Below are 25146 nucleotides of genomic sequence, written 5' to 3' on the forward strand. Positions count from 1 at the left end.
CGTGGCGGCGGCGGTAGATTTGCCCGGCGGGGGCGGTCACCACCGCACACCGTCCGTCATCCGAGCGACATCCCAGCACCTCCGGAGGCCTTTGTGGACGCCAGCGACCTGCTGCGCAATGCGCTCCTGCAGCTGTCCAAGCAGGAGAAGATCCGAGACGTCGTCGAGAAGGCGCCGGTGTCGCGCTCGGTCGTCAAGCGCTTCGTGCCCGGCGCCCGGAACGCCGATGTCGTCGGTGCCGCCTCGGAGATCGCGGCGTCGGGCCGCCTCTCGACGATCGACTACCTCGGAGAGGACACGACCGACCTCGAGCAGGCGCAGCACACCCGCGACGCGTACGTCGCGCTCCTCACGGCGTTGCGCGACCAGGGGCTCACCGAGGGCGGCAAGGTCGAGGTGTCGCTCAAGCTCAGTGCCCTCGGCCAGGCCCTCCCGGGCGACGGCAACGCGATCGCCCTCGAGCACGCCCGGGCGATCTGTGAGGTCGCGCGTGAGGCCGGCACCACCGTGACCCTCGACATGGAGGACCACACGACGACCGATCTCACGCTCGAGGCGCTGCGTGAGCTGCGGGCCGACTTCCCGACCGTCGGCGCGGTCCTGCAGGCGTACCTCTACCGCACCGAGGCGGACTGCCGTGACCTCGCCTACGCCGGGTCGCGCGTGCGCCTGTGCAAGGGGGCGTACAAGGAACCAGAGTCGGTCGCCTTCCAGGCCGGTGCCGAGGTCGACAAGTCCTACGTGCGCTGCCTCAAGATCCTCATGCAGGGCGAGGGCTACCCGATGGTGGCGTCCCACGACCCGCGCCTCATCGAGATCGCCGGGGCGCTCGGTGGACAGGCGGGCCGCGACCCGAAGTCGTTCGAGTACCAGATGCTCTACGGCATCAGGCCCGAGGAGCAGAAGCGCATCGCCGACCGCGGTGACCAGATGCGTGTCTACATCCCGTACGGCGAGGAGTGGTACGGCTACCTCATGCGTCGCATGGCGGAGAAGCCCGCCAACGTCATGTTCTTCCTGCGCGGCGTCGCGACCAAGGGCTGAGAGGCGGACATGACGACGACGGCAATCTTCGGTGCGGGGGTCATGGGCGAGACGCTCGTCTCCGGGCTCATCCGCTCGGGCCGCACACCCGGTGACCTCATCGTCACCGGGCGCACGCCCGACAAGGTCAACGCGCTCGCCGCGCGCCACGGCGTACGCGTGCTGCCGAACCGCGAGGCGGCCGACGCCGCCGACACGCTCGTGCTGTGCGTCAAGCCCCAGGACATGGCGTCCCTGCTCGACGAGATCCACGACCACGTCGCGCCCGGCAACACCGTCATCTCCCTGGCGGCGGGCATCACGACCGAGTACCTCGAGTCGCGGCTGCCCGAGGGCACATCGGTCATCCGTGTCATGCCCAACACGCCCGCCCTCGTGGACCAGGGGATGGCCGGCATCGCGCCCGGCAGCCACTGCACGGACGACCACCTCGAGGAGGCCGAGGCGCTGCTCAGCTCGTGCGGAGCGGTCGTGCGCCTCGCCGAGAAGCACCTCGACGCGGTGACGGCGATCTCGGGAAGCGGTCCCGCGTACATCTTCTACGTCGTCGAGGCGATGATCGAGGCCGGCGTCGTGCTGGGGCTCCCGCGCGCCACGGCGACCGAGCTCGTCGTCCAGACGCTCTACGGTGCCGCCACGATGCTCAAGGAGACGCGCGAACACCCGACCGTCTTGCGCGAGCAGGTCAGCTCGCCGGGCGGCACGACCGTCGCGGCGCTGCGCCAGCTCGACGACCACAAGGTCCGCGCGGCCTTCGTCACGGCCATCGAGGCCGCCGCCGCGCGGTCGAAACAGCTGGCGTCCGGCCAGGTCTGAGGGCACTGTGGGGTGATGGGAGAGCCGCACCCCGCGATGCACCTGCACACCGTCCGTCCCGACGACTGGCGGTCCTACCGGGACGTGCGCCTCGAGATGCTCCAGGAGGAGCCCGACGCGTTCTGGTTCACCTACGCCGACGAGGCCATCTACGACGAGGCCGACTGGCGTCAGCGGATCGAGGGCGCGTGGCTGGTCCAGGCGCGCGACGCCGAGGGTGTTCTCGGCACTGCGGGCCTCGGATCGCACTGGGAGCCCGAAAGAGCAACGACCGCAACGCTGTTCGGCATGTATGTCGCGCCCCGCGCCCGTGGCCGCGGCGTGGGGGAGGCGCTCGTCCGCGCGGTCCTCGACGAGGCCAGGCACATGGGCAAGTCCGAGGTCCTCCTCGAGGTGACGAGCTCGAACGCCGCTGCCGAGGCGCTGTACGCACGCTGTGGCTTCCAGCGCACGGGCACCGTCCACGAGCACCCGCGCCGGCCCGATCTCAACGAGATCGAGATGGTCCACCGGCTCTGACGACCCGCCACCCCCCGCCCGCCCGGGCCGGAAGAGCATCCCGAACGTTCACCCGACCTCGGGTGTCGGTTCGACAGCCTGTCGTGCGAAGGTGGACCCCATGACCGACATCACCGTGCGTTCCCTCGGCGAGGACGACTGGCAGGACTACCGTTCCGTCCGGCTCGCCGCACTGCGTGAGTCGCCCGAGGCGTTCGCGGCCTCGGTCGACGAGGAGGAGGCCTACGACGAGGCCTTGTGGCGCGAACGGATGAAACGCTCCGCGCGGCTGGTCGCCGAACGCGCCGGCCAGGCCGTCGGCGTCGTGAGCGTCGGCACCGCCAGGGCCAGCGAGGGCACGGCCGCCGAGCTCTTCGGCCTCTGGGTGCGCCCGGAGGCGCGCGGCTCAGGAGTGGCGACCCGCCTCGTCAAGGACAGCGCGGCCATCGCCACCGAACGGGGCCAGACGCACCTCGTCTACTGGGTCGGCACCGAGAACGGTCGGGCCGTCGCCTTCGCCAGCGGCATCGGCTTCCGGCCGACGGACTACCGCCGCCCGATGGGGGTCGTCAGCGAGGAGGACGGCGAGGAGGAGATCGCCATGGTCCTCCCGCTCGGCGCGGACCCGGGGGCCTCGACCCCGCCGCTGACCCCCTGAGCTGCCGCCGCCGCGCTAGGGGCGAGCGGCGAAACGCTCGAGCAGCTCGGTGGGCCCGCTGACGATGAGCATGTGGTGCGCTGAGATCTTCGTCTGCGGCACGGCATACGTGAAGTCCTCGCCCGGTGCCTTGACTCCGACGACGGTGACGCCGTACTTCCGACGGATCTGGCTCTGCTCCAAGGTGAACCCGATCGCCTCGCTCGGCGGCTTGATCTTCACGATGGCGAAGCCGTCGTCGAACTCGATGTAGTCGAGCAGCTTGCCGTTGACGAGGTGGGCGACGCGGCGGCCCGAGTCGGCCTCGGGCGAGATGACGTGGTGCACCCCGATGCGGTCGAGGATCCGCTTGTGCTCGGGGGAGAGGGCCTTCGCCCAGATCGACGGCACCCCGGCGTCGACGAGGTTCGCCGCCGCGAGGACCGACGACTCGACCGACGAGCCGATGCCGACGATGGCGATCTTCGGCTCGACGTCGCGGATCATGTCCAGGGCCGTGGCCTGCGCCATGTCGGCGTGCACGACCTTGGCCACCTTGTTCACGTAGCTCTCGGCAATGCCGTTGTCGCGCTCCACCGCGATCACCCGGTGCCCGAGCTTGGTCAGCTCGAGCGCCACGGCCGAGCCGAAGCGTCCCAGCCCGATGACGATCACGTCGTCGTCGAAGAGACGGTTGCGGCCCATGGGTTGTACCTCCGTCGTTCATGGCGCGTTTCCGCGATAGCGTCTCAATCATGCCAACTCAGGCCCGGGTCGTCTGGGACACCTCCTTCACGAGGTACAACTTCGGCCCCACCCACCCGATGGCCCCGGTGCGGCTGGACCTCACGGCGCGCCTGTGCGACGCACTCGGGATCTTCGACGCCGAGGGTGTCGAGGTGGTCGGCGCCGAGGCCGCATCCGACGAGGTGCTGGCGACGATCCACGACGACGACTACGTCGCAGCGGTCAAGGCGGCCTCCGACGACCCCAGTGCGGCCGACCCCGCGTACGGCCTCGGCACCGAAGACGACCCCGCCTTCCCCGGCATGCACGAGGCGAGCTCGCGGATCGTCGCCGGCACGGTGGACAGCTGTCGCGCCGTCTGGGAGGGCACGGCCGCGCACGCGGTCAACTTCACGGGCGGCCTGCACCACGCGATGCGCGGGACGGCCAGCGGCTTCTGCGTCTACAACGACATCGCCGTCGGCATCCAGTGGCTGCTCGACCACGGCGCCGAGCGCGTCGCGTACGTCGACGTCGACGTCCACCACGGCGACGGGGTCGAGCAGATCTTCTGGAACGACCCCCGCGTCCTCACGATCTCGGTGCACGAGACCGGGCGCGCCCTCTTCCCGGGCACCGGCTGGCCGGGCGACATCGGCGGCCCCGATGCGGAGGGCAGCGCCGTCAACGTCGCTCTCCCACCGGGGCTCAACGACGCGGGTTGGTTGCGAGCCCTGCACGCCGTCGCCGACCCGCTTATCCGTGCCTTCCGTCCCGACGTGCTCGTGACCCAGCACGGCTGCGACACCCACACCGAGGACCCGCTCGCCCACTTCGCCGTGACGGTCGACGCCCAGCGCGCCGCCGCCGACGCGCTCCACCGCCTCGCCCACGAGGTGTGCGACGGGCGGTGGGTTGCCCTCGGCGGCGGTGGCTACGAGGTCATCGGTGTCGTGCCGCGCACGTGGACCCACCTGACCGCGATCGCCGCGCACGCGCCGATCAAGACCACCGCCCCGATCCCGGAGGGCTGGCGCGCCCACGTCGAGCAGGTCTTCGGCCGACCCGGCCCGCGACGGATGGGCGACCTGACTCCGGAGGACGGCCCGCTCTGGTGGCGCTCCTGGGACATGGGTTACGACCCCGGGAGCGAGGTCGACCGCGCCATCATGGCGACCCGCTCGGCCGTCTTCCCCCACCACGGCCTCGACGTCCACTTCGACTAGCCGGCTCGGATGGGCGGTGGAAACTGCCCACTCGACGGTTGTCGGGGTTGACCTGTCGAGGCCGGCGGCCGGGTGAAACTGCCCACTCGACGGTTGTCGGGGTTGACCTGTCGAGGCCGGCGGCCGGGTGGAACTGCCCACTCGACGGTCGAGTGGGCACTTTCCACCCGCACGGACGGCTCGGGAAAGCGGCTGGACCCGTGGATCGGGCGTCTCGTACGCTTGCGGGACGGCGACGACGGGCCTGACGATCCTGAGCCGAGCACGACAAGAGGCCATCGCACTTCCGCGATGGCGAAGGTGTGGTGGCACAGCGACATTCCCCATCGCCCACACCTCCGGGGCATCAACCCTCCGGAGGTGAACGGAATGCAACCCACCCATCCACCCGCTACGACGACCAGCACGACCGGCATGACCGGTTCGAGCAGCCCGACCCGCGTCCTCGCCCGCGACCTCATGACCGCACAACCCGGCGAGCGCGCCACGCTCGCCGGCTGGGTCCACCGGCGCCGCGTCCTCGCCAGCGTCACGTTCCTCGTCCTGCGCGACCGGTCCGGCCTGGCCCAGGTCGTCGTCAAGGAGCCCGGGACGCTCGAGCAGCTCGCCCGGCTGCCCGAGGAGACGGTCGTCGAGGTGACCGGCACGGTGTCGGCCAACCCATCGGCCCCCGGCGGCGCCGAGCTCGTCGAACCGTCCGTCACACCGCTCACCGAGCCGGCCGTCGCACCGCCGACCGAGCTGTGGCGACCGACGTTCGGGGCGGGCCTGCCGACGCATCTCGACCACGCCGCGGTGACGCTGCGCCACCCGCGGCACCGCGCGGCGTGGCAGCTGGCGAGTGCCTCGATGCGCGGCTTCCGCGAGGCGCTGGGCGCGCTCGAGTTCACCGAGATCGCGACCCCGAAGCTCGTCGGCACGGCCACCGAGTCCGGTGCCAACGTCTTCACGGTCGACTACTTCGGCCGCACCGCCTACCTCGCCCAGAGCCCGCAGCTCTACAAGCAGATGCTCGTCGGGGTGTTCGAGCGGGTCTTCGAGGTGGGCCCGGTGTTCCGCGCCGAGCCGCACGACACCGTGCGCCACCTCGCGCAGTACACCTCGCTCGACGCCGAGCTCGGCTTCGTGCGCGACCATCGCGACGTCCTCGCCGTCCTGCGCGCCGCGATCGCGGGCATGGTCGAGGCCATCGGCACGTATGCCGGCGAGGCCGCTTCGCTCCTCGGTGTCGAGCTGCCGAGGGTGCCCGAGGAGTTCCCCGTCATCCACTTCCGTGACGCCCTCGCGAAGGTTGGCGCCGACCCGGACGAGCCGGACCTCAGCCCATCGCACGAGCGCATGCTCAGCGAGTGGGCGCGGACGGCTTTCGGCTCGGACTTCCTTGCGGTGGAGGGCTACCCGATGGCCAAGCGACCGTTCTACACGCACCCGCAGCCGGGGGACGAGCGGTGGAGCAACAGCTTCGACCTGCTCTTCCGCGGGCTGGAGCTGACGACGGGTGGGCAGCGTCTGCACCGGCCGTCCGACTACGCGGCGGCGACCACGCGGACGGGCACCGGACCGTCCCTCATCGCCGGCTACCTCGAGGCCTTCGCGCACGGCATGCCTCCGCATGGCGGATTCGCCATCGGTCTGGAAAGGTGGGTGGCGCGCCTGACGGGAGCAGAGAACATTCGCGAGGTGAGCCTCTTCCCTCGCGACCTGCACCGTCTGGAGCCGTGACCAGCCGGGAGATCCACAGGGGCCCACCGGCGTGTCGAGTTGCGCCCGGACGGCGAGTTTGTCAACTCCACTTCCCCTCCAGTCACATCTGCCCCTAATGTTGCTTCTTGCACCTGCGTGCTCTTTTCGCCGGAGGGGAAGCCGTCGACACGCGGGTGCAACCACTGAAGATCGGGGTTTCACATGTCGAATGAGCGTCAGCTCGCCGAGGTGCGGTTCCTGACCGTCGCCGAGGTCGCCTCGATCATGCGCGTGTCGAAGATGACCGTCTACCGGCTCGTCCACGGCGGAGACCTTCCGGCCGTACGCGTCGGCCGCTCCTTCCGGGTTCCGGAGGACGCGGTGCACAAGTACCTCCAGACGTCCTACATCGACACCGCGTGAGCACAGCGTTTCCACGCACACCGAGGGGGCGGCCAGGACCACGAGGTCCGGCCGCCCCCTCGGCATTCGTGCAGGTCGGCTCCACGAGCGCTTTTGGGCTCAGGCCCCGCACGCGCTACGCTGTGGAGCCTGTTCGGCTCGTACTTCGACCTGCCCTTGTATACGGCGTGTCGACGCAGGTCGGCATCAGCTCAGTCAAGGATCAGTCGCACGGCAAGGACAACTATGGGTTCTGTCATCAAGAAGCGTCGCAAGCGGATGGCGAAGAAGAAGCACCGCAAGCTGCTGCGCAAGACGCGTCACCAGCGTCGCAACAAGAAGTGACCTGACCAGCTCAGGAACCGGCGGTATCGCCCGCTCGCTCTCGACCCTCACGCAACCGTGGGGGTCGTTCGCGTTTGGGGCAGCGGTCCCTTCCCGTGGCCCTCCTCGGGAGAGGCTCGCCACATCGGCAGGGGTGCGCGAGGACGTATGCCGTGGGCCTCGGTAGGCTTCACGTGCGGGGGAGCGAGCCTTCCCCGTCGCACGTGCAGGGCCCGGGCGCGACGCGTCCGGCGCGACCGACGAGAAGCGAGCACAGGAGGAGCCGATGGCCAAGGTCGTCCTGGTCACGGGGGTGTCCCGCTACCTCGGTGGTCTCTACGCCCGCAGGCTCTCCACCGATCCGACCGTCGAGCGGATCCTGGGCGTCGACGTGGTGCCGCCCAAGCACTCGATCGGTCGGGCAGAGTTCGTCCGCGCCGACATCCGCAACCCGATGATCGGGCGGATCATGGCGCAGGCCGAGGTCGACACGGTCGTGCACATGAACGTCATCGCGACCCCCAAGGACACCGGGGGCCGGGTGACGCAGAAGGAGATCAACGTCATCGGCACGATGCAGCTGCTCGCCGCGTGCCAGAAGTCCGAGTCGGTCAAGCGTCTCGTCGTGAAGTCGTCCGCGGCGGTCTACGGCTCCTCGCCGCGCGACCCTGCGATGTTCAGCGAGGACATGAACCCCAAGACCCTGCCGCGGGCCGGTTTCGGCAAGGACTCCGTCGAGGTCGAGGGCTACGTCCGCGGCTTCTCGCGCCGCCGGCCCGACGTCGAGATCACGATGCTGCGCTTGGCCAACGTCGTCGGCCCGAGCATCCACACCGCCATCACCGACTACTTCTCGCTCCCCGTCGTGCCGATCCCGCTCGGCTATGACGCGCGGTTCCAGTTCATCCACGAGGACGACGCCACGGCGGCGATGATCCTCGCGACCACCGGTCCTGCGGTCGGCATCGTCAACGTCGCGGGCGACGGCTTCCTCACCGTCACCCAGTGCACCGCGATCGCCCGGCGACCGGTGCTGCCCGTCCCGCTCGGGGCGGCCGGTGTCATCGGCAGCCTCGTCAAGCGCAGCGGTCTCGCCGACTTCTCCTCAGACCAGCTCACCTTCCTCGCCTTCGGCCGCGGACTCGACACGACCCGGATGCGCACGGTGCTCGAGTTCGAGCCGCACTTCACGACTCGGGCGGCGTTCGAGGACTATGCGAGCCACCTGCGACCGGCGGTGCCCGGCGTCGAGGGAGTCGGTGACGTCGTCAGCGACGCCGCCGGCGGCACCGCCGCAGCCCTCGCCCGCGTCTTCGACAGGATCCAGCCGTGACCGCCGATCCGAACCAGCCCGCCCCCGCGCAGGGCAGGAAGGGTGCCCAGTCCGCCGAGTCCGCGCCGCCGAAGCAGGCCCGCGCGGCAAGGGCCACCAGCAGGACACCGGGCTCCGGGGCCAAGGCCCCGGCGAAGAGGGCGGCCAGGAGCCCGGCGAGGAAGCTGGCAAGGACGTCCGCGAAGAAGCCCGCCGAGAAGGCCGCGAAGACGGCAGCGAGGAAGCCCACCGACAAGCCGGGCAAGAAGCCGGCCGAGAAGGCCGTGAAGAAGACGGCCACGAGGACCACGCCGGCAGCCTCGGCGGCTCCGGCGGCATCGGCGGCGGCAGTCCCGACGGCCGCGGCGCGCCCCGTACGCGGTGCCTTCGCCGCCGGCGCCGCTCGGGCCTCGGGCGAACGCCGCCGGCGCGCCGGCACTCCGTTGATCCCCACCGAGCCCGTCGAGGTGAGCACCGCGCGGCGGCTCGCGGCCGGGACGTCGACGAGCACGACACCCGCCGACGAGGTCGCCACCGTGGGCGACGCGACGCATGACTCCGAGCCGTCAGAGGTCGCCGCGGACCAGCCGATGACCCCTCCGCCGGCCGACGAGCCCGTGACCGTCGAGGACACGAAGGCGACCGAGGCCACCGAGGAGACCGGGGCGACGCAGCCACCCGAGGCCCCCGAGGGACATGAGGGTCCGGACGGGCCCGACCGGCCGTCAGCCGGTCGCACCCGGCCGAGCCGCGCATCGATGCGGTCGACCCGCCGCCCGAGCACCGGCGAGCCGAAGCGGCTGCGGGCCGTCCCGCCCGTCGAGGACCTCACCCCCTTGGACGAGACGGTCAGCGCGACGCCGACCACCCGGCATACGGCCCCGGGCGAGGCGGAGGGCTGGGAGCACGCGTTGACGACGGGGCTGCAGTCACGCGCGGAGAAGCTCATCGGCAGCGTTCTCGAGGGAGCCGAGTTCTCGTCCGAGTCACGACCCGGGCCCGCCGAGCTCGTCGAGCTCGCCGTCAACGTGCTGCGCGCGGCGGCGACCTCCGCCGGTGTGCCCGCGGAGGACGTCGAGCGGCAGGTCGCCGAGACGCTCGCGTACGTGCGCCGCCGGCTCACGGGCGACTACGTCGTCGACGAGTTCGGCTTCGACGAGGACTACACGATCAACGTGCACCTGCCCCTCCTGAGGCCCCTGTACAAGAAGTGGTTCCGGGTCGAGGTGCGCGGCATCGAGAACATCCCCGACGTGGGCGGCGCCCTCGTCGTCGGCAACCACTCCGGCACCGTCGCCATGGACTCACTCATGACCCAGGTGGCCGTCTACGACGAGCACCCGAAGAACCGCCACCTGCGCATGCTCGGTGCGGACCTCGTCTTCCAGATGCCGTTCATCGGCACCATGGCCCGTCGCTCCGGCACGACCCTTGCGGCCAACACCGACGCGGAGCGGCTCCTCAGCACCGGCTCGCTCGTCGGCGTGTGGCCCGAGGGCTTCAAGGGCGTCGGCAAGCCGTTCAGCGAGCGCTACAAGCTCCAGCGTTTCGGCCGCGGTGGGTTCGTGTCGGCGGCGCTGAGGGCCGGCGTCCCGATCGTGCCGGTGTCGATCGTCGGCGCGGAGGAGATCTACCCCATCATCGGCAACATGCCGGCCGTCGCACGACTGCTCGGCCTGCCGTACGCGCCGATCACGCCGACGTTCCCCCTGCTCGGGCCGCTCGGCATGGTGCCGCTGCCGAGCAAGTGGCTCATCGAGTTCGGGCCGCCCATCCAGACGACGAGCTTCGGACCCGACGCGGCCGATGACCCCATGCTCGTCTTCGACCTCACCGACCAGGTGCGCGAGACGATCCAGCAGACGCTCTACAGCCTGCTCATGCAGCGCAAGTCCGTCTTCCTCTGACGACCGTCCCGGCTGGTCGAGGTCTACCTGGTCGACGTTCCGACCGCCCTCAGGGGAGCAGCTCGGTCGGCAGTGCGAGTGAGGCGGACGGCAGGGTCGGGGCGCCGAGCTTGATGGTCGGCACCGTCACGGTCACTCCGGGCAGCGTCACGCCGCCACCGCCGGCACCGATCGTCGAGGACGTGATGCCGACGCTCGGCAGGCTCACGGTCGCGCCGGGCAGCGTCACGCCGCCGCCACCGGCGCCCACGGAGGAGGACGTGATGCCGACGCTCGGCAGGTTGACGGTGCCGCCCGGCAGCGTCACGCCGCCGGTCGCCGTGACACCGGGGAGCCCCGGGATGCCGGGCACCCCGGCGTCGGGGACCGTGGCCGAGGGCAGCGGCAGACGCGGCAGCGACGCCGAAGGTGTCGGCGTACCCGTCGGAGGGCGGGTGCCCGGGGCGGGGGAGCTGCCGCCCGGCGTGGTGGGTCGGACGGCCCCGGTCACGGTGCTCAGCACCTGCCGGGCCTGCAGGGCGCGGTCACCGCAGTCGGTGCAGGCCGCCAGAACGCGCAGTGTCGCGAGCTGGCCGGCCCCGAGCAGGTCGCGCAGGCGCTGCCAGGCCGGCGTCGACTCGGCGGGCACGCGCGGCCGCATGGCCTCGACCTGCGGGATCGCCCGGGTGTAGAAGTCAGCAAGCTCGGTCAGCGCCTCGGTGCGCTTCTCGGTCGTGTAGACGTCCATGAGGATCGTCTGGGCCCGCCGGGTCGCGTCGCCGGCCGCGTCGTATGCCGTGTCGAGGTCGTGCGTCGACGGGTCGCCCCGGTCGAGCAGGTCGCGGGCGTCCTCGATGTGCTCCTGCGCCTGCGCGAGGTAGGTGAGCCCCTCGTCGAGGCGCGAGCCCGCGATCTGCACGGCAGCGCGGTCGAGCAGCTGCTTCACGCCGTACAGGGCGTCGCCGGGCAGAGCCGTCCGCGACGCGACGCCGAGGGCTCCACCGACGACGAGGATGCTGGCTGCCGCGGCCGCGAGGAACTTCAGGGGCCGGGCCGCGACCCGCAGCACCGACACGGTGCCACCCTCGCCACCCTCGCCACCCTTGCCGTCCTCGCGGCCGTCGCCATGGGGCTCGTCGGGCGTCGACGTGCCGGTCACCGGGCCGGTCGAGGTCGATGTGGTCTCGGAGTCGGGGAAAGCCCCGGCGCCACCGGTGTCGCCCGGCGGCGGCACCGGCGTGACCGGCAGCACGGCCGTGCCGCCGTCGGCGAGCAGCCGGGCACGCAGGTCGGAGACGAACTCGGCGCGGGGCGCGAGCCCGGCCTGGTCGACGGCCTGCACGGCGTGGAGCACGGCGACGAGCTCGAGGATTCCGGGCTCGGTCACGCGTTCGCCGTCGAGGGCGCGCTGCAGCAGCTCGCCGTCGGCGTTGGCGCCGAGGTCCATGTCCCCTCCTTCGGTCTGTCGGTGCTGGTGAGCGGTCTGGTCGTGCTGGGTCGGGCTGGTGGTGCGGGGTCGTGCTGGTCGTGCTGGTCGTGCTGGTCGGGCTGGGATGCGCGGTCCCGGGAGCCCGTCAGGGCGTGCGGCCTCCCGGGACCGCGCCAGGCGGCCCGGACGGGCGCGCCGCGGCACGGCATACGGCGAGGGGTGGGTCGTGCAGGTCACTCGTCAGTGGCTCGAGCACTGTCGTCACTGCCATCGAGCCGCCTGCGTTCACGCGATCCACGGTCGCGCCGGTCGGCGCGCCGAGCGTCGGTCCGGGCCCACACGCACCGTCCCTCCGCCGTGAGAACGACGAGGGTGCCGATGGGGTTACGCCCGTCACAGCTCGACTCCGTCGAGCGACTTGCGCAGGGCCCTGGTGGCGCGCAGCTGGAGCTGCTTGACGGCGCCCTCGGACTTGCCCAGCACCTTCGCGGTGTCGGCGAGCGACAGGCCCTGCAGGAAGCGGAGGGTGATGCACTCGGCCTGGTCGGGGCCGAGCTCGCGGATGGCCGAGACGAGCCGCTCGTCACGCAGCCGGTTCAGCACCTCGGCCTCGGGGGCGTCGACGCGTTCGTCGGCATCGCGCATGTCGGCCGTCGCGACCTCGAAGCGGAACTTCGCCGACTTCACGTGGTCGGCGATGAGGTTGCGCGCGATGGTGACGAACCACGCGGCGATGTCCTTGCCCTGCCACGTGAAGGAGTCGATACGGCGCATGGCGCGCAGGAACGTCTCGGACGTGAGGTCCTCGGCGAGCGCGCGGTTGGCCACGCGGACGAGGACGTAGCGGAAGACCGTGTCGACGTAGACGTCGTAGAGCTGGGCGAACGCCTCCTTGTCGCCGCGCTGCGCGAGCTCGACGAGGGCGGCGACGCGGGCCTGCTGCTCGACGTCGCGCACGGGGTGGGCGCGTCCCGGGCCGGGGTGTCCCGCCCCGCCACGGGTCAGCTCGACGCCCTCGGTGCCCTCGCCCGCGAGGGCGGCCCAGATCAGGTCCAGGGCGCTGCGCCACGTCGGGAGGGTGGTGGTGAGCGGACCGCCCACTGCGGAGCCGGCGGTGGGTGCAGCGGCCACAGGGACAGGCGTCATCGACACCAGCGCCGGGACCCTTCCCGGCGCGGGGACAGGGCCGAGCCGGCGAGCCGGCGTCCTGTTCGCGCGCATTGTGGACAGTGTGGCCGAATCGGCCCTCAGTTTGGGCCTCGATGGGCTTTTGTGGTGCACCCGACGTTGCCTGCTGTCCGCGCGCCACCCGGCATACAGTGGGCCGGTGACGAGTGATCCGACCGTGGGGGCCGGCGAGCCCCGCGTCGTTCTGCTCGGCCGAGCCGGGTGCCACCTCTGCGACGAGGCGCGGGCCGTGGTCGAACGCGTCGCCGCCGAGGTGGGCGTGAGCTGGCGGGAGGTCTCCGTCGACGAGGACCCCGAGCTGCTGCGTCGCTACGCCGAGCAGATCCCGGTCACCTTCGTCGACGGCCGTCGCCACGACTTCTGGAGGGTCGACGAGGCCCGCCTGCGGGCCGCCCTCCGATGACCCTTCCATGGTCCGCACGCCGGTCCGGACGCCGGTCCGCACGCCCGCCCCCCACGTGCGACGCTGTACCGAACGCTCCATGGCCCCGGGGGTGACCTGCCTCACCGGGCCGTCCCATGCCGTGGTAGGCCGCCGAAGTCAACTTTGTGCATGGGTTCACAAACGTCTAGCCTGATCTGGTCCCCACGTGCTCCGCGTTCGGGAGAACGCCTCGTTGAGAGGAGCCGGTGAGCAAGCGTGTCCGCCGACCCTGCACTGCGTCGAGAGATCCCCGACGCGACCGTCGCGCGGCTTCCCGAGTACCTCCGAACGTTGTCGCGTCTCGCTGAGGACGGCGTTGTGTCGGTCTCGTCCGAAGAGCTCGCGGCCGAGGTCGGCGTGCGTTCCGCGCAGCTGCGCAAGGACCTGAGCCACCTCGGCTCCTACGGGGTCCGGGGGGTCGGCTACGAGGTCGAGACGCTCGCCCTCGAGATCTCCCGCGCGCTCGGGCTCACCGAGGACTGGCCCGTGGCCATCGTCGGGATGGGCAACCTCGGGCACGCCCTCGCCTCCTACTCCGGCTTCGTCACCAAGGGATTCCGCATCGTCGGGCTCTACGACGACGACCCGGCCCTGGCCGACGAGCGCATCGTGGGGGTGCCCATCCGGCCGCTCTCCGAGCTCGCCGACCACCACCAGCTCGACCCGATCGCCATCGGCGTCATCGCGACCCCGGCCGCCGCGGCGCAGGCCGTGTGCGATGCCCTCGTCGCGGCCGGGATCAGCTCGATCCTCAACTTCGCCCCCGCGGTCCTCGCCGTGCCCAGCGGCGTCGACGTCCGCCGCGTCGACCTCTCCACGGAGCTGCAGATTCTCGCCTTCCACGCCCAGCGCAAGTCCCTCGCCGCTGGCGACCTACGGTCGGCGGTGGTCGCCCCGTGAACCTCCTCGTCATCGGACTGTCCCACCACACCGCTCCGCTGTCGGTGCTCGAGGCCCTCTCGGAGAGCCCCGACCGCGCCGAGGCCATCGCCGCCTCGGTCCTCCGGTCGGCGACCGCGACCGAGGCCGTCGTGCTGTCCACGTGCAACCGCCTCGAGGTGTATGCCGCCGTCCCCGCCTTCCACCCGGCGGTGGCCGCCATCGGTGAGGCGCTCGCGCTCGCCGCCGGCATCGAGCCTGCCTCCGACGCCCGGCCCGCCGCCGACGTGCTCCCGACCGACCCGGCCGAGGCACTCGCGTCGCGCGCCGAGGCGCTCGCGGAGCACCTCTACGTCCGCTACGACGACGCCGCGGTCGCCCACGCGTTCACGGTCGCGTGTGGTCTCGACTCGATGGCCGTCGGGGAGTCGCAGATCCTCGGGCAGATGCGCGACGCCCTCACCGGCGCCCAGCGACGCGGCCAGGTCGCCGAGTCGCTCAACGCGCTCTTCCAGGCCGCCCTGCGCGTCGGCAAGCGCGCCCACACCGAGACCGACATCGACCAGCACAGCGTCTCCCTGGTGCAGATCGCCCTCGAGGAGGCGACCACCGTCCTCGGCCCGCTCGAGGGCGCCTCGGCCGCCGTCGTCGGCGCGGGCGGGATGAGCGGCCTTGCGGCCGCAACCCTGGGCCGTGCGGGTGTCGCGTCGCTCACCATCGTCAACCGCACCGCCGAGCGCGCCGAGCGACTGGCCGCAGCGACGTCCGGCACGGCGCGGCGGTGGGACGACCTCGCCGACGTGCTCGCAGAGAGCGACCTCGTCGTCGTGTGCACCGGCGCCGTCGGTCACGTCATCACCGCACCCATGCTCGCCGAGAGCGCTGCCCGCCGTGGGGGGCGGCCGCAGGTCGTCGTCGACCTCGCCCTGCCCCGCGACGTCGAGCCGCTCGGGTCGTGGCCCGAGCCCCTGCCGAGCGTGACGCTGGTCGACCTCCAGGCTCTGGGCCTGCTCCTCGAGGGCCGGGCCGACATGACGCAGGTCGCGCGAGTGCGCGAGCTCGTCACCGGTGAGGTGGCCGACCACCTCACCCGGCGCATGGAGAAGTCCGTCGCGCCGACCGTCGCGGCCCTGCGGGCCCGAGCGGCCGAGCTCGTCTCGTCCGAGATGGATCGTCTCGACCAGCGACTCCCGGGTCTCGACGAGGCCACCCGCGCCGAGGTGGGCCTCGCTGTCCACCGCATCGTCGAGAAGCTGCTCCACACGCCGACCATGCGCGTCAAGGAGTTCGCGATGGAGGGCAGCGGCGACGACTACGCCGCGGCCCTGCGCGAGCTCTTCGACCTCGAGCCCAAGGACGTCGCCAACGTCTCCGCGCCGCCGAAGCGGGTCCAGTCATGACCGCCCTGCGCCTCGGCACGCGCCGCTCCGCCCTCGCCACCACGCAGTCCGGCTGGGTGGCCGACCGACTGCGCGCGGCCGGCCACGAGGTCGAGCTCGTCGAGATCACGACCGAGGGCGACGTGTCAGGTGAGCTGCTGACCGCGATCGGGGGCACCGGCGTCTTCGCCGCGGCCATCCGCCACGCCCTGCTCGACGGCCGCATCGACGTCGCCGTCCACTCCCTCAAGGACCTCCCGACCACTCCCGAGCCGGGCCTCGTCGTCGCCGCGGTGCCGGTCCGTGAGGACAGCCGCGACGTGCTCGTCGCCCGCGACGGCCTGACCCTCGGCGAGCTGCCCGCGGGCGCGGTCGTCGGCACCGGCTCGCCGCGTCGCACGGCTCAGCTGGCCGCTCTCGGGCTCGGTCTCGAGGTCCGACCGATCCGCGGAAACGTGGACACGAGAATCGGTTTCGTCACCTCGGGGGAGCTCGACGCCGTCGTCCTGGCGCGTGCCGGGCTCGCCCGGCTCGGCCGCCTCGACGAGGCCACCGAGGTCATCGACCCCATCCAGGTGCTGCCTGCCCCGGGGCAGGGAGCCCTCGCCGTCGAGTGCCGCTCCGACCGTTCCGACGTCGTGGCCGCCGTGGCGGTCCTCGACGACGCCGACACCCGGGCGTGTGTCACCGCCGAGCGCTCCCTGCTCGCTGCGCTCGAGGCCGGGTGCACGGCGCCCGTCGGCGCGCTCGCCGAGGTCGTCGAGGGGGACGACGGCCTCGAGCTGTCCCTTCGCGCCTTCGCCGGCACCGAGGACGGCTCCGTCGAGCTGCGCCGATCGCTCGTCGGCCCGTACTCCGAACCGGAGTCGCTCGGCGTGCGCCTGGCCCGGATCCTGCTGGAGGATGGCGCCGCCGACCTCCAGACCGCACCCGTCGACTCCACGCCGGCCCCGGCGGCCGACGTCGCTCACCTCCCAGACCCCGCCCCACACCAACCGGAGCAAGTTTCGTGACTCCTTCCCGCCAGCCGTCGGAGCAGACGGTCTCGCCCCCCACGCACCCGACGACACCCGCCCGTGTCGCCTTCGTCGGGTCCGGTCCCGGTGACCCCGGCCTCATGACGCTGCGAGGTCGCGACCTGCTCGCGGCCGCCGACGTCGTGGTGATCGACCGGATCGCCCGCGACGACGTCGTGCTCCAGCACGCGCGGCCCGACGTCGAGATCGTCGACGCAGGGCATGGCGAGCAGGGCCAGGAGCTGACCCACGCCGGCCGCGCCAAGCTCGTCGTCAAGGCCGCGAAGTCGGTGACCCCCGGCGGCCTCGTCGTGCGCCTCATGGACGGCGACCCGGCGACCTTCAACGGCCTCGTCGAGGAGGTGCGCGCCTGCCGCAAGGCCGGCATCACCTTCGACATCGTGCCGGGTGTGTCCGCGCTGACCGCCGGACCCACGTATGCCGGGGTGCCGCTCACCTCGAAGTCCACGGGCGTCGTCCACGTCGTCGGCGTCGACCGCTCGGGCGTCGACTACTCCGCCTACCGTTCCGACGACGACGCGCTCGTCCTGCTCGGGACCAGTCACGGCATCCGCGCCGCCCTCGCCGCGCTGCTCGGCTCCGGCCGGCCCGCCGAGTCGCTCGTGGCGCTCACCGCGCACGGCACGACTGTGCGCCAGTCGTCGGTGACGACGAGCCTCGGCGAGGCGGACGGCGTCTTCGCCGGCAAGGGCGCCCTCGAGGTGTCGCTCGCCGTCGTGTCACCGAATGTCGCTCTGCGCGAAGAGTTCTCGTGGTTCGAGAACAAGCCGCTCTTCGGCTGGAAGGTTCTCGTGCCGCGGACGCAGGCCCAGGCCGGCTCGATGGTCGACCGGCTCGCCGCCTACGGCGCGACGGCTGACGTCGTCCCGACCATCTCGGTGGAGCCGCCGCGCACGCCGCAGCAGATGGAGAAGGCCGTCAAGGGCCTCGTCACGGGTCGCTACGAGTGGATCGGCTTCACGTCGGTCAACGCCGTCCGCGCCGTGCGCGAGCGGTTCGAGCAGTTCGGTCTCGACGCCCGCGCCTTCGCGGGGCTCAAGGTCGCCGCCGTCGGTGGCGTCACGGCCGACGCCCTGCGTGAGTGGGGCATCAACCCCGACCTCGTGCCGACGGGAGAGCAGTCGGCCGCCGGCCTGCTCGAGGCCTGGCCCGAGTTCGACGAGGTGCTCGACCCGATCAACCGCGTCCTGCTTCCCCGGGCAGACATCGCCACCGAGACGCTCGTCGCCGGCCTGCGCGACATGGGCTGGGAGGTCGACGACGTCACGGCCTACCGCACGGTGCGTGCGGCCCCGCCGGCCGCGTCGATCCGCGACGCGATCAAGGGTGGCGACTACGACGCGGTCCTCTTCACGTCGAGCTCGACGGTTCGCAACCTCGTCGGCATCGCCGGAAAGCCCCACGCCGCAACGGTCGTCGCGTGCATCGGTCCGGCGACGGCCAAGACGGCGCAGGAGCACGGGCTCCGTGTCGACGTCCTCGCGCCGGAGGCCTCGGCGCTCAGCCTCGTCGACGCGCTGGCCGGCCACGGTGTCGGTCTCGCCGTCGCCGCGGCCGAGGCGGGCCAGCCGGTCCAGCGACCGAGCGACAAGCGCCCGGCCTCGCGCCGCCGCGCCCGCTGAGCCGGGTCACCGATGATCGAGCGTCCTCGCCGCCTGCGGCAGAACCCCGTCCTCCGGTCCCTCGTCGCCGAGACCCGGCTGCACCCGCGTGACCTCGTGCTTCCCGTCTTCGTCGCGGAGGGGCTCACCGAGCCGCGCCCGATCGCGAGCATGCCCGGCGTCCAGCACCACACGCTCGAGAGCGTCGTCGATGTCGCCCGGCGCTGCGTCGCGGCCGGACTCGGCGGCATCATGCTGTTCGGCGTGCCGCTCGAGAAGGACGCGACCGGGTCGGGGGCGGTCGACCCGGACGGCATTCTCAACGTCGCGCTCCGCGCGGTGCGCGAGGCCGTCGGCGACGACCTCCTGGTCATGGCCGACACGTGCATCGACGAGTTCACCGACCACGGGCACTGCGGCGTGCTCGACGAGCACGGCCGCGTCGACAACGACGCGACCAACGCGATCTACGCCGAGATGGCCGTCGCGCAGGCCCGCGCCGGAGCCCACGTCGTCGCGCCCTCCGGGATGATGGACGGCCAGGTTGCCGTCATCCGTGAGGCGCTCGATGCCGACGGGCTCACCGACACCGTCATCCTCGCGTACGCCGTCAAGTACGCCTCGGCCTTCTACGGGCCCTTCCGCGACGCCGTGCAGTCGAGCCTGCAGGGTGACCGGCGCACCTACCAGCAGGACCCCGCCAACGTCGTCGAGTCGCTCCGCGAGATCGACCTCGACATCGCCGAGGGTGCCGACCTCGTCATGGTCAAGCCCGCGATGTCCTACCTCGACGTCGTCGCCGCCGCCGCCGAGCGCTCCTCGGTGCCCGTCGCGGCATACCAGGTGTCGGGCGAGTACTCCATGATCCACGCGGCCGCCGCGAACGGCTGGATCGACCTGCGCGCCGCAGCGGTCGAGTCGCTGACCTCGATCCGCCGGGCAGGCGCCCAGGTGGTGCTGACGTACTTCGCGCTCGACGTGACCGAATGGACTGCCTGACACCACTACCATCTGTGAAGTCACAGGAGGTTGACATGGCAGGTTCAGGGGATGACGACGTGCGTTGGCTGAGTGACTCGGAGCAGGCGTCGTGGCGCGCCATCCTGCGTGGGACCCGTCTGCTCGAGCAGGCCCTCGACGACGCGCTCGGCGACGCCGGCCTGCAGCTGAGCGAGTACGAGATCATCTCGATGCTCTCCGAGAGCCCGAACCACCGGCTGCGCATGTCCGAGCTCGCCGACATGGTCGTCCAGTCGCGCAGCCGGCTCACCCACACCGCGAAGCGCCTCGAGGACCGCGGCTGGGTGACGCGCGAGCAGTGCTCCGACGACAAGCGCGGCGTCCTGCTCGTCCTCACGACGGGCGGCCTGACCGCCGTCCGCGACATCGCGAAGATCCACGTCCAGAGCGTTCGCGACAACCTCATCGACATCATGACGCCCGGGCAGTTCACCGCGATCGGTGACGCGATGGCCATCGTGCGCGACCATCTCGACCCCGACGAGGTCAGCGGCCACTGACGGGCCCACCACGTTCTGATTCGCAGGCGTCCAGGGGGAGCACGGCGTGACCTCGGAGGTGCAGCCTTCCGCCGGAGGTGCGGGCTGCACCGCGCACCCTTGGCGGAGACGGGCACTCCTGCGGGTGGTCCGCACCCCTGCCCGGGTCACCCGGCCGGGGTTGAGACAATGCCGGACATGAGCTCGCAGCCCGTCACCGTCCAGACCTCCACCGACGCCCCGGCGTCCGCCGCGCTCCTCGCGCGGGCCGGCAAGGTGATACCGGGCGGCGTCAACTCGCCCGTCCGTGCCTTCCGGGCCGTGGGTGGCACACCCCGTTTCATGGCGAGTGGCAGCGGCGCGTGGCTCACCGACGCCGACGGCAAGCGCTACGTCGACCTGATCTGCTCGTGGGGCCCGATGATCCTGGGACACGCCCATCCCGACGTCCTCGCGGCCGTGACCGAGGCTGCCGCACGAGGCTTCTCGTTCGGCACGCCCTCCGAGAACGAGGTGCTCCTCGCCGAGGAGATCGTCGCCCGCGTCGAGCCCGTCGAGCAGGTGCGGCTCGTCAACTCGGGCACCGAGGCCACGATGTCGGCGATCCGCCTGGCGCGCGGCTTCACAGGCCGCGACGTCATCGTGAAGTTCGCCGGGTGCTACCACGGCCACGTCGACGCACTCCTCGCCTCGGCCGGCTCCGGCGTCGCGACCTTCGCGCTGCCCGACTCGGCAGGTGTGCCGCGCTCGAGCGCCCGCGAGACGATCGTCCTGCCCTACAACGACCTCCCCGCCCTCGAGGCGGCCTTCGCGGAGCGCGGGCACGAGATCGCCGCCGTCATCACCGAGGCGGCGGCCGGCAACATGGGCGTCGTCCCGCCGGCGGCGGGCTTCACGGAGGGGCTGCTGCGCCTGACGAAGGAGCACGGTGCGCTCCTCGTGTCCGACGAGGTCATGACGGGCTTCCGCTGCAGCGCCTCCGGCTTCTACGGGCTCGAGGGGCCGTATGCGGCGGGGGCGCCGGACCTCTTCACGTTCGGCAAGGTCATGGGCGGCGGCTTCCCGACCGCGGCCTTCGGCGGCCGCGCCGACGTCATGGCCCTGCTCGCCCCGCAGGGCCCGGTCTACCAGGCCGGCACGCTCTCCGGAAACCCGGTCGCGTCCGCCGCGGGTCTTGCGACGCTCCGGGGCTGCACGCCAGCCGTCTACGAGCGGCTCGACACGGTCTCGCGCGCCATCGCCGACGCGGCCTCCGCCGAGCTCACGGCCGCGTCCGTGCCGCACACGATCCAGTGGGCCGGCTCGATGTTCTCGGTCTTCTTCCGTGACGGCGCGGTCGCGGACTACGACGCCGCCAAGGACCAGGACACCGCCGCCTTCCGGAGGTTCTTCCACTCGATGCTGAGCCAGGGCGTTCACCTGCCGCCGAGCGCCTTCGAGTCGTGGTTCGTCTCCGCCGCGCACGACGACGAGGCCGTCGACCACGTCATCGGCGCGCTGCCGGCCGCAGCCCGGGCGGCCGCCACCCCCGACTGACGGCAGGGCCGGTAGGGACGGCGCCACCCGGCATACGCCAGGGCATTGTGGCGAGGGCCGACCCGGAGGACGCTGGTCGGTGACGGCGGCGCCGTCGGGGTGCCGCCTCGATCGAGGGAGGTGGGCCGTGCACGCACGATCCACGACAGTCATGGGCCGTCCCGGGATGATCGAGACCGGCATCTCACACGTCCAGGACGTGGTGATGCCGCAGGTCAGGCAGATGGACGGCTGCATCGGGCTCTCCATGGTCGCCGATCGGGTCAGCGGTCGGTGCATCGTCACGACCGCGTGGCGGGACGAGGCCGCGATGCGGGCCACGGCCGACGCCGTCGCTCCGTTGCGGTCAGAGGTGGCGGACCTGCTCGGCGGAGAGGCGACCGTCGACGAGTGGGAGATCGCCTACCTGCACCGCGACCACCGGGCCGCCGACGGGTGCTGCGCACGCGTCACGTGGACCGAGTCCGACCCCGAGTCCATCGACCGCGTCCTCGACGCCTTCAAGATGGGCATCATGCCGCGCGTCGAGCAGCTCGAGGGGTTCTGCAGCGCGAGCCTCTTCGTCGACCGGGCCTCCGGCCGCGCCTGCGTCACCGCGACCTACGACTCGGTCGAGGCCATGATGACGACCCGCAACGCCGCGATGGGCCTTCGTGCCGACCTCGCGCAGGACACCGGCACCCGGATCATGGAGGTGGGCGAGTTCTCGCTCGCCATCGCGCACCTCGACGTGCCGGAGCTCGTCTGAACCACCGTGCCGGCCGCGTCCTCGGCCCCGGCCGGGGACGCGGCTAGCGCACCGCCGCGAGCAGGACGCCGACGCCGACGAACAGGCTGCCGAAGACGCGGTTCACCGCTCGGTGGCCCGTCTCGCGTTGCGTCAGCCGGCCCAGGCCACGAGCGGCCGCGGCGAAGAAGAACCACATGACGACGACGTCGATCGCGACGACGGTCGAAGCGAAGACGGCGTACTGCGGCAGGAGCGACTGCCCCGGTCGGATGAACTGCGGCGTGAAGGCCAGGAAGAAGACCACGGCCTTGGGGTTGGTCAGGTTGACGAGCAGCCCGCGGCGGAACATCGACCACGCGGACTCGCGGGCCACCGGCCCGACCTGGCCGCCGACCGCTCGCGAGCGGAACTGTCGGACACCGAGGAAGACCAGGTAGGCCGCACCGGCGTACCGGATGACGTTGAACAGCAGCGGTGAGCCGGCGACGAGGACGCCGACACCGGCCGCGACGACGGCGATGTGGGCGACGAGGGCCAGCTGCTGCCCGAGGATGCCCCAGATCGAGCGGGTCCACCCCGACCCGAGCGAGTTGGCCATGGTGTTGATCGCGCCCGCGCCGGGGGTCAGCGAGATCAGCGTCCCCGTGACGACGAGGGTGAACCAGAGCGACCACGACACGCCTCGGAGTGTAGACGGGGCGTCCTCGCCTACACGCCGAGGCGGGTCCTCGTCCGGATGCCGTCGGGCCCGGCACCGTGCGGCCCACGCCCGGGCTCGTGGGGCGCGTCACAGGCACTGCACGGGCGGGACGCGGATTCGGTCCTGAGCACGACGTTTGAGAGACTGTCGCCCATGGGCCAGAGCACGGACGGGGTGACGTCGCGCGAGGTCGGCGACCTCACGGTCGTGCACCTCATGCGGCACGGCGAGGTCGACAACCCCGGAGGCGTCCTCTACGGACGTCTCGACGGGTTCCACCTCTCCGACCTCGGCCGTGAGATGGCGCAGCTCGTCGCGGCGCACCTCGAGGCCAACGACATCACCCATGTCGTCGCCTCGCCCCTGGAGCGCGCCCAGGAGACGGCAGCCCCCATCGCCGCCGACCACTCGGTCGGCATCACGACCGATGCGCGCGTCATCGAGTCGCAGAACCACTTCGAGGGTCGCGCCGTCGGTGCCAGGGACCTGCTCCACCCGCGCAACTGGCACCTCTTCACGGACGTGACGAAGCCCTCGTGGGGCGAGCCCTACGAGGACATCGCCGCCCGCATGCTGGCCGCCATCGCCGACGCCCGCGACGCCGCACGCGGCCACGAGGCCGTCATCGTGAGCCACCAGCTGCCCGTGTGGACGGTGCGCAACAAGCTCGTGGGCCGGCGACTGTGGCACGACCCCCGCAAGCGCGAGTGCACGCTCGCCTCGTTGACGTCCCTCACCTACGACGGCGACGAGCTCGCCTCGATCACGTACTCCGAGCCGGCCGTCGCGCTGCTCGCGAGGGCGAGCAAGAGCGTGGGCGCCTGATGGAGCACCTCGACAGACGCACCGCACTGCGGTGGGGGGCCGTCGCCGTGGCCGGTGGCCTCGCAGCTGCCGTCTCGGCGTGCTCGTCCGACCCGAACTCCGTGGCCGACCAAGCGCGTTCGGGCGACCGCAAGGGCTATGTCGCCGGCGACGGGTCGATCGAGCAGCTGCCCGCCACCGAACGCGGTGAGCCGGTGAAGCTCAGCGGCACGACGCTCGAGGGCAAGCCGTGGAGCCTCGCCGAGCGCGCCGGCACCGTCCTGGTCGTCAATGTGTGGGGCTCGTGGTGCCCGCCGTGCATCGAGGAGACCCCTGCCCTGCAGAAGGCTTGGGAGGCCGTGCAGTCCAAGGGCAAGAAGGTCGAGTTCGTCGGCCTCGACAAGCTCGAGGGCCCCGAGACCGGCCTCGCCTTCCAGACCGCCAACAAGGTCACCTACCCCTCGCTCGCCTACGACGGCGGCGTGCCGCTGCTCGCCCTCCAGGGCAAGGCCTCGGCGACGCCGACGACCCTCGTGCTCGACCACGAGGCCCGTATCGCCGCGCGCGTGTCGGGTCCCGTCTCCACGACGACCCTGCTCGGACTCATCGACGACGTCCTCGCCGAGAAGGCCTGAGGCCCGCGTGGGTGCCGAGCTCGCCTCCGGGTCGCTCCTCGTCGCCGCGGTCGTCGCGCTCGCGGCCGGGTTCGTCTCGTTCGCGTCGCCGTGCGTGCTGCCGCTCGTGCCCGGCTTCCTCGGCTACGTGACCGGCCTGTCCGACACCTCGCTCGAGCAGCGCTCGCGGGGTCGGCTCGTGCTCGGTGCCCTGCTCTTCGTCCTCGGCTTCACGGCGGTCTTCCTCGTCGCAGCCGCGGCGGTGTCGGCCGTCGGGCTCGCCTTCCGCGAGCACCAGAGCATCCTCCTCAGGGTCGGCGGCGCGGTCGTGCTCGTCATGGGCGTGCTCTTCCTCGGCGTCGGACGCTCGTATGCCGTCCCGGTGAGCTGGCGACCGCGCGCAGGTCTCGCAGGCGCACCGCTGCTCGGCGCCGCGTTCGCGGTGGGCTGGTCGCCGTGCATGGGCCCGACGCTCGGCGCGATCCAGGCGATGGCCGCCCCGATCTCGGCGCAGTCCGGCTCGATCGGGCGGGGGCTCGTCCTGGCCGCGATCTACTCGATCGGGCTCGGCCTGCCGTTCGTGCTCATGGCCGCGCTCTGGGAGCGGGCCGGGCGCGCGAGCGACTGGCTGCGCCGCCACCGCCGCGCGCTCCAGACCGTCGGCGGGCTGCTTCTCGTCGTCGTGGGTCTGCTCATGCTGACCGGCGTCTGGGAGACGGTCGTCGTGTGGGTCCAGGTCCAGCTCGTCAACGGCTTCCAGGTGGCGATCTGA

General features: G+C 71.9%; 26 protein-coding genes. 22 read left to right on the forward strand and 4 right to left on the reverse strand.

Annotated elements, in window-relative coordinates:
• The first annotated feature begins 93 nt into the window (after window positions 1–93).
• The 4 genes from ACFQU3_RS09900 to ACFQU3_RS09915 all read left to right on the forward strand — a co-directional run bounded on the left by ACFQU3_RS09900 (window position 94) and on the right by ACFQU3_RS09915 (window position 3016).
• A complete protein-coding gene (locus ACFQU3_RS09900) occupies window positions 94–1044 on the forward strand; it encodes a proline dehydrogenase family protein (RefSeq protein WP_385909177.1) in 951 nt (316 codons plus the stop codon).
• 9 nt (window positions 1045–1053) lie between these two features.
• The gene (gene proC / locus ACFQU3_RS09905; RefSeq protein WP_385909179.1) at window positions 1054–1860 is read left to right on the forward strand and encodes a pyrroline-5-carboxylate reductase; all 807 of its coding nucleotides are present in this window, start codon (window positions 1054–1056) and stop codon (window positions 1858–1860) included.
• Window positions 1861–1875: 15 nt separating this feature from the next.
• Window positions 1876–2379 carry a GNAT family N-acetyltransferase gene (locus tag ACFQU3_RS09910; RefSeq protein ID WP_385909181.1) on the forward strand — a complete coding sequence of 168 codons (504 nt, stop codon included), beginning with the start codon at window positions 1876–1878 and terminating at the stop codon, window positions 2377–2379.
• A 100-nt stretch (window positions 2380–2479) separates the two neighbouring features.
• Entirely contained in the window at window positions 2480–3016 is a 537-nt protein-coding gene (locus ACFQU3_RS09915; protein WP_385909183.1) for a GNAT family N-acetyltransferase, read from the forward strand.
• 15 nt (window positions 3017–3031) lie between these two features.
• Here the strand turns inward: ACFQU3_RS09915 and ACFQU3_RS09920 are convergent, their stop codons facing one another.
• Window positions 3032–3700, reverse strand: a complete 669-nt coding sequence (locus ACFQU3_RS09920) for a potassium channel family protein (RefSeq protein ID WP_385909185.1) — start codon at window positions 3698–3700, stop codon at window positions 3032–3034.
• A 50-nt stretch (window positions 3701–3750) separates the two neighbouring features.
• Here ACFQU3_RS09920 and ACFQU3_RS09925 point away from each other — a divergent pair, with 50 nt between their 5' ends.
• The 6 genes from ACFQU3_RS09925 to ACFQU3_RS09950 all read left to right on the forward strand — a co-directional run bounded on the left by ACFQU3_RS09925 (window position 3751) and on the right by ACFQU3_RS09950 (window position 10575).
• Window positions 3751–4947 carry an acetoin utilization protein AcuC gene (locus ACFQU3_RS09925; protein WP_385909187.1) on the forward strand — a complete coding sequence of 399 codons (1197 nt, stop codon included), beginning with the start codon at window positions 3751–3753 and terminating at the stop codon, window positions 4945–4947.
• Window positions 4948–5361: 414 nt separating this feature from the next.
• Window positions 5362–6669: an aspartate--tRNA(Asn) ligase gene (gene aspS / locus ACFQU3_RS09930; RefSeq protein ID WP_385909189.1), complete on the forward strand. Its 1308-nt coding sequence runs from the start codon at window positions 5362–5364 to the stop codon at window positions 6667–6669.
• Window positions 6670–6852: 183 nt separating this feature from the next.
• Window positions 6853–7053 carry a helix-turn-helix domain-containing protein gene (locus tag ACFQU3_RS09935; RefSeq protein WP_020145054.1) on the forward strand — a complete coding sequence of 67 codons (201 nt, stop codon included), beginning with the start codon at window positions 6853–6855 and terminating at the stop codon, window positions 7051–7053.
• 225 nt (window positions 7054–7278) lie between these two features.
• Window positions 7279–7377 (forward strand): 30S ribosomal protein bS22, encoded by a 99-nt coding sequence (locus ACFQU3_RS09940; RefSeq protein ID WP_003792170.1) that lies wholly within the window; start codon window positions 7279–7281, stop codon window positions 7375–7377.
• A gap of 265 nt (window positions 7378–7642) precedes the next feature.
• On the forward strand, window positions 7643–8689 hold the full coding sequence (locus ACFQU3_RS09945; RefSeq protein ID WP_385909220.1) for an NAD-dependent epimerase/dehydratase family protein: 1047 nt from the start codon (window positions 7643–7645) through the stop codon (window positions 8687–8689).
• Window positions 8686–10575, forward strand: coding sequence for a 1-acyl-sn-glycerol-3-phosphate acyltransferase (locus tag ACFQU3_RS09950; RefSeq protein ID WP_385909222.1), 1890 nt, complete (start codon window positions 8686–8688; stop codon window positions 10573–10575). Before ACFQU3_RS09945 ends, ACFQU3_RS09950 begins: the two co-directional genes overlap by 4 nt.
• A 49-nt stretch (window positions 10576–10624) precedes the next feature.
• Here the strand turns inward: ACFQU3_RS09950 and ACFQU3_RS09955 are convergent, their stop codons facing one another.
• Complete coding sequence (locus ACFQU3_RS09955) at window positions 10625–12001, reverse strand: hypothetical protein (protein WP_385909224.1); 1377 nt, start codon at window positions 11999–12001, stop codon at window positions 10625–10627.
• Window positions 12002–12376: 375 nt separating this feature from the next.
• Window positions 12377–13114, reverse strand: a complete 738-nt coding sequence (locus ACFQU3_RS09960) for an RNA polymerase sigma factor (protein WP_385909226.1) — start codon at window positions 13112–13114, stop codon at window positions 12377–12379.
• A gap of 196 nt (window positions 13115–13310) precedes the next feature.
• Between ACFQU3_RS09960 and ACFQU3_RS09965 the strand changes: the two genes are divergently transcribed.
• The 9 genes from ACFQU3_RS09965 (at window position 13311) to ACFQU3_RS10005 (ending at window position 22274) form a co-directional block, all read left to right on the forward strand.
• Window positions 13311–13574, forward strand: coding sequence for a glutaredoxin family protein (locus ACFQU3_RS09965; RefSeq protein ID WP_385909228.1), 264 nt, complete (start codon window positions 13311–13313; stop codon window positions 13572–13574).
• 237 nt (window positions 13575–13811) lie between these two features.
• Window positions 13812–14495: a redox-sensing transcriptional repressor Rex gene (locus ACFQU3_RS09970; RefSeq protein WP_385909230.1), complete on the forward strand. Its 684-nt coding sequence runs from the start codon at window positions 13812–13814 to the stop codon at window positions 14493–14495.
• Window positions 14492–15874 (forward strand): glutamyl-tRNA reductase, encoded by a 1383-nt coding sequence (gene hemA, locus ACFQU3_RS09975; RefSeq protein ID WP_385909231.1) that lies wholly within the window; start codon window positions 14492–14494, stop codon window positions 15872–15874. The genes ACFQU3_RS09970 and hemA overlap by 4 nt, the downstream gene beginning before the upstream one ends.
• Window positions 15871–16866, forward strand: coding sequence for a hydroxymethylbilane synthase (hemC, locus tag ACFQU3_RS09980; protein ID WP_385909233.1), 996 nt, complete (start codon window positions 15871–15873; stop codon window positions 16864–16866). The genes hemA and hemC overlap by 4 nt, the downstream gene beginning before the upstream one ends.
• A gap of 104 nt (window positions 16867–16970) precedes the next feature.
• Window positions 16971–18512: a uroporphyrinogen-III synthase gene (locus tag ACFQU3_RS09985; protein WP_385909235.1), complete on the forward strand. Its 1542-nt coding sequence runs from the start codon at window positions 16971–16973 to the stop codon at window positions 18510–18512.
• A 12-nt stretch (window positions 18513–18524) separates the two neighbouring features.
• Window positions 18525–19490, forward strand: coding sequence for a porphobilinogen synthase (gene hemB / locus ACFQU3_RS09990; protein WP_385909237.1), 966 nt, complete (start codon window positions 18525–18527; stop codon window positions 19488–19490).
• Between the two features lie 35 nt (window positions 19491–19525).
• Window positions 19526–20011, forward strand: a complete 486-nt coding sequence (locus ACFQU3_RS09995) for a MarR family winged helix-turn-helix transcriptional regulator (RefSeq protein ID WP_385909239.1) — start codon at window positions 19526–19528, stop codon at window positions 20009–20011.
• Window positions 20012–20188: 177 nt separating this feature from the next.
• A complete protein-coding gene (hemL, locus tag ACFQU3_RS10000; RefSeq protein WP_385909241.1) occupies window positions 20189–21526 on the forward strand; it encodes a glutamate-1-semialdehyde 2,1-aminomutase in 1338 nt (445 codons plus the stop codon).
• Between the two features lie 127 nt (window positions 21527–21653).
• Window positions 21654–22274 carry a putative quinol monooxygenase gene (locus ACFQU3_RS10005; protein WP_385909243.1) on the forward strand — a complete coding sequence of 207 codons (621 nt, stop codon included), beginning with the start codon at window positions 21654–21656 and terminating at the stop codon, window positions 22272–22274.
• A gap of 43 nt (window positions 22275–22317) precedes the next feature.
• Here the strand turns inward: ACFQU3_RS10005 and ACFQU3_RS10010 are convergent, their stop codons facing one another.
• Window positions 22318–22935 (reverse strand): LysE family transporter, encoded by a 618-nt coding sequence (locus ACFQU3_RS10010; protein ID WP_385909244.1) that lies wholly within the window; start codon window positions 22933–22935, stop codon window positions 22318–22320.
• A gap of 174 nt (window positions 22936–23109) precedes the next feature.
• On the opposite strand from ACFQU3_RS10010, the gene ACFQU3_RS10015 reads away from it, so the two are divergent.
• From ACFQU3_RS10015 to ACFQU3_RS10025, 3 genes are read left to right on the forward strand one after another with little or no spacing between them, the layout of a single operon-like run.
• Window positions 23110–23781, forward strand: a complete 672-nt coding sequence (locus ACFQU3_RS10015) for a histidine phosphatase family protein (RefSeq protein ID WP_385909248.1) — start codon at window positions 23110–23112, stop codon at window positions 23779–23781.
• Window positions 23781–24395 (forward strand): TlpA family protein disulfide reductase, encoded by a 615-nt coding sequence (locus ACFQU3_RS10020; protein ID WP_385909250.1) that lies wholly within the window; start codon window positions 23781–23783, stop codon window positions 24393–24395. Before ACFQU3_RS10015 ends, ACFQU3_RS10020 begins: the two co-directional genes overlap by 1 nt.
• Before the next feature lie 7 nt (window positions 24396–24402).
• Window positions 24403–25146, forward strand: a complete 744-nt coding sequence (locus ACFQU3_RS10025; protein WP_385909252.1) for a cytochrome c biogenesis CcdA family protein — start codon at window positions 24403–24405, stop codon at window positions 25144–25146.

This window comes from Terrabacter sp. GCM10028922 (assembly GCF_042666095.1).
Lineage (GTDB): Bacteria > Actinomycetota > Actinomycetes > Actinomycetales > Dermatophilaceae > Terrabacter.

Bases quoted from the DNA above. Each gene is read 5' to 3' on its own strand.
- proC (WP_385909179.1), top strand. From the start codon at position 1,054: ATGACGACGACGGCAATCTTCGGTGCGGGGGTCATGGGCGAGACGCTC.
- ACFQU3_RS09910 (WP_385909181.1), top strand. From the start codon at position 1,876: ATGGGAGAGCCGCACCCCGCGATGCACCTGCACACCGTCCGTCCCGAC.
- ACFQU3_RS09915 (WP_385909183.1), top strand. From the start codon at position 2,480: ATGACCGACATCACCGTGCGTTCCCTCGGCGAGGACGACTGGCAGGAC.
- ACFQU3_RS09920 (WP_385909185.1), bottom strand. From the start codon at position 3,700: ATGGGCCGCAACCGTCTCTTCGACGACGACGTGATCGTCATCGGGCTG.
- ACFQU3_RS09925 (WP_385909187.1), top strand. From the start codon at position 3,751: ATGCCAACTCAGGCCCGGGTCGTCTGGGACACCTCCTTCACGAGGTAC.
- aspS (WP_385909189.1), top strand. From the start codon at position 5,362: ATGACCGGTTCGAGCAGCCCGACCCGCGTCCTCGCCCGCGACCTCATG.
- ACFQU3_RS09935 (WP_020145054.1), top strand. From the start codon at position 6,853: ATGTCGAATGAGCGTCAGCTCGCCGAGGTGCGGTTCCTGACCGTCGCC.
- ACFQU3_RS09940 (WP_003792170.1), top strand. From the start codon at position 7,279: ATGGGTTCTGTCATCAAGAAGCGTCGCAAGCGGATGGCGAAGAAGAAG.
- ACFQU3_RS09945 (WP_385909220.1), top strand. From the start codon at position 7,643: ATGGCCAAGGTCGTCCTGGTCACGGGGGTGTCCCGCTACCTCGGTGGT.
- ACFQU3_RS09955 (WP_385909224.1), bottom strand. From the start codon at position 12,001: ATGGACCTCGGCGCCAACGCCGACGGCGAGCTGCTGCAGCGCGCCCTC.
- hemC (WP_385909233.1), top strand. From the start codon at position 15,871: ATGACCGCCCTGCGCCTCGGCACGCGCCGCTCCGCCCTCGCCACCACG.
- ACFQU3_RS09985 (WP_385909235.1), top strand. From the start codon at position 16,971: ATGACGCTGCGAGGTCGCGACCTGCTCGCGGCCGCCGACGTCGTGGTG.
- hemB (WP_385909237.1), top strand. From the start codon at position 18,525: ATGATCGAGCGTCCTCGCCGCCTGCGGCAGAACCCCGTCCTCCGGTCC.
- ACFQU3_RS09995 (WP_385909239.1), top strand. From the start codon at position 19,526: ATGGCAGGTTCAGGGGATGACGACGTGCGTTGGCTGAGTGACTCGGAG.
- hemL (WP_385909241.1), top strand. From the start codon at position 20,189: ATGAGCTCGCAGCCCGTCACCGTCCAGACCTCCACCGACGCCCCGGCG.
- ACFQU3_RS10015 (WP_385909248.1), top strand. From the start codon at position 23,110: ATGGGCCAGAGCACGGACGGGGTGACGTCGCGCGAGGTCGGCGACCTC.
- ACFQU3_RS10020 (WP_385909250.1), top strand. From the start codon at position 23,781: ATGGAGCACCTCGACAGACGCACCGCACTGCGGTGGGGGGCCGTCGCC.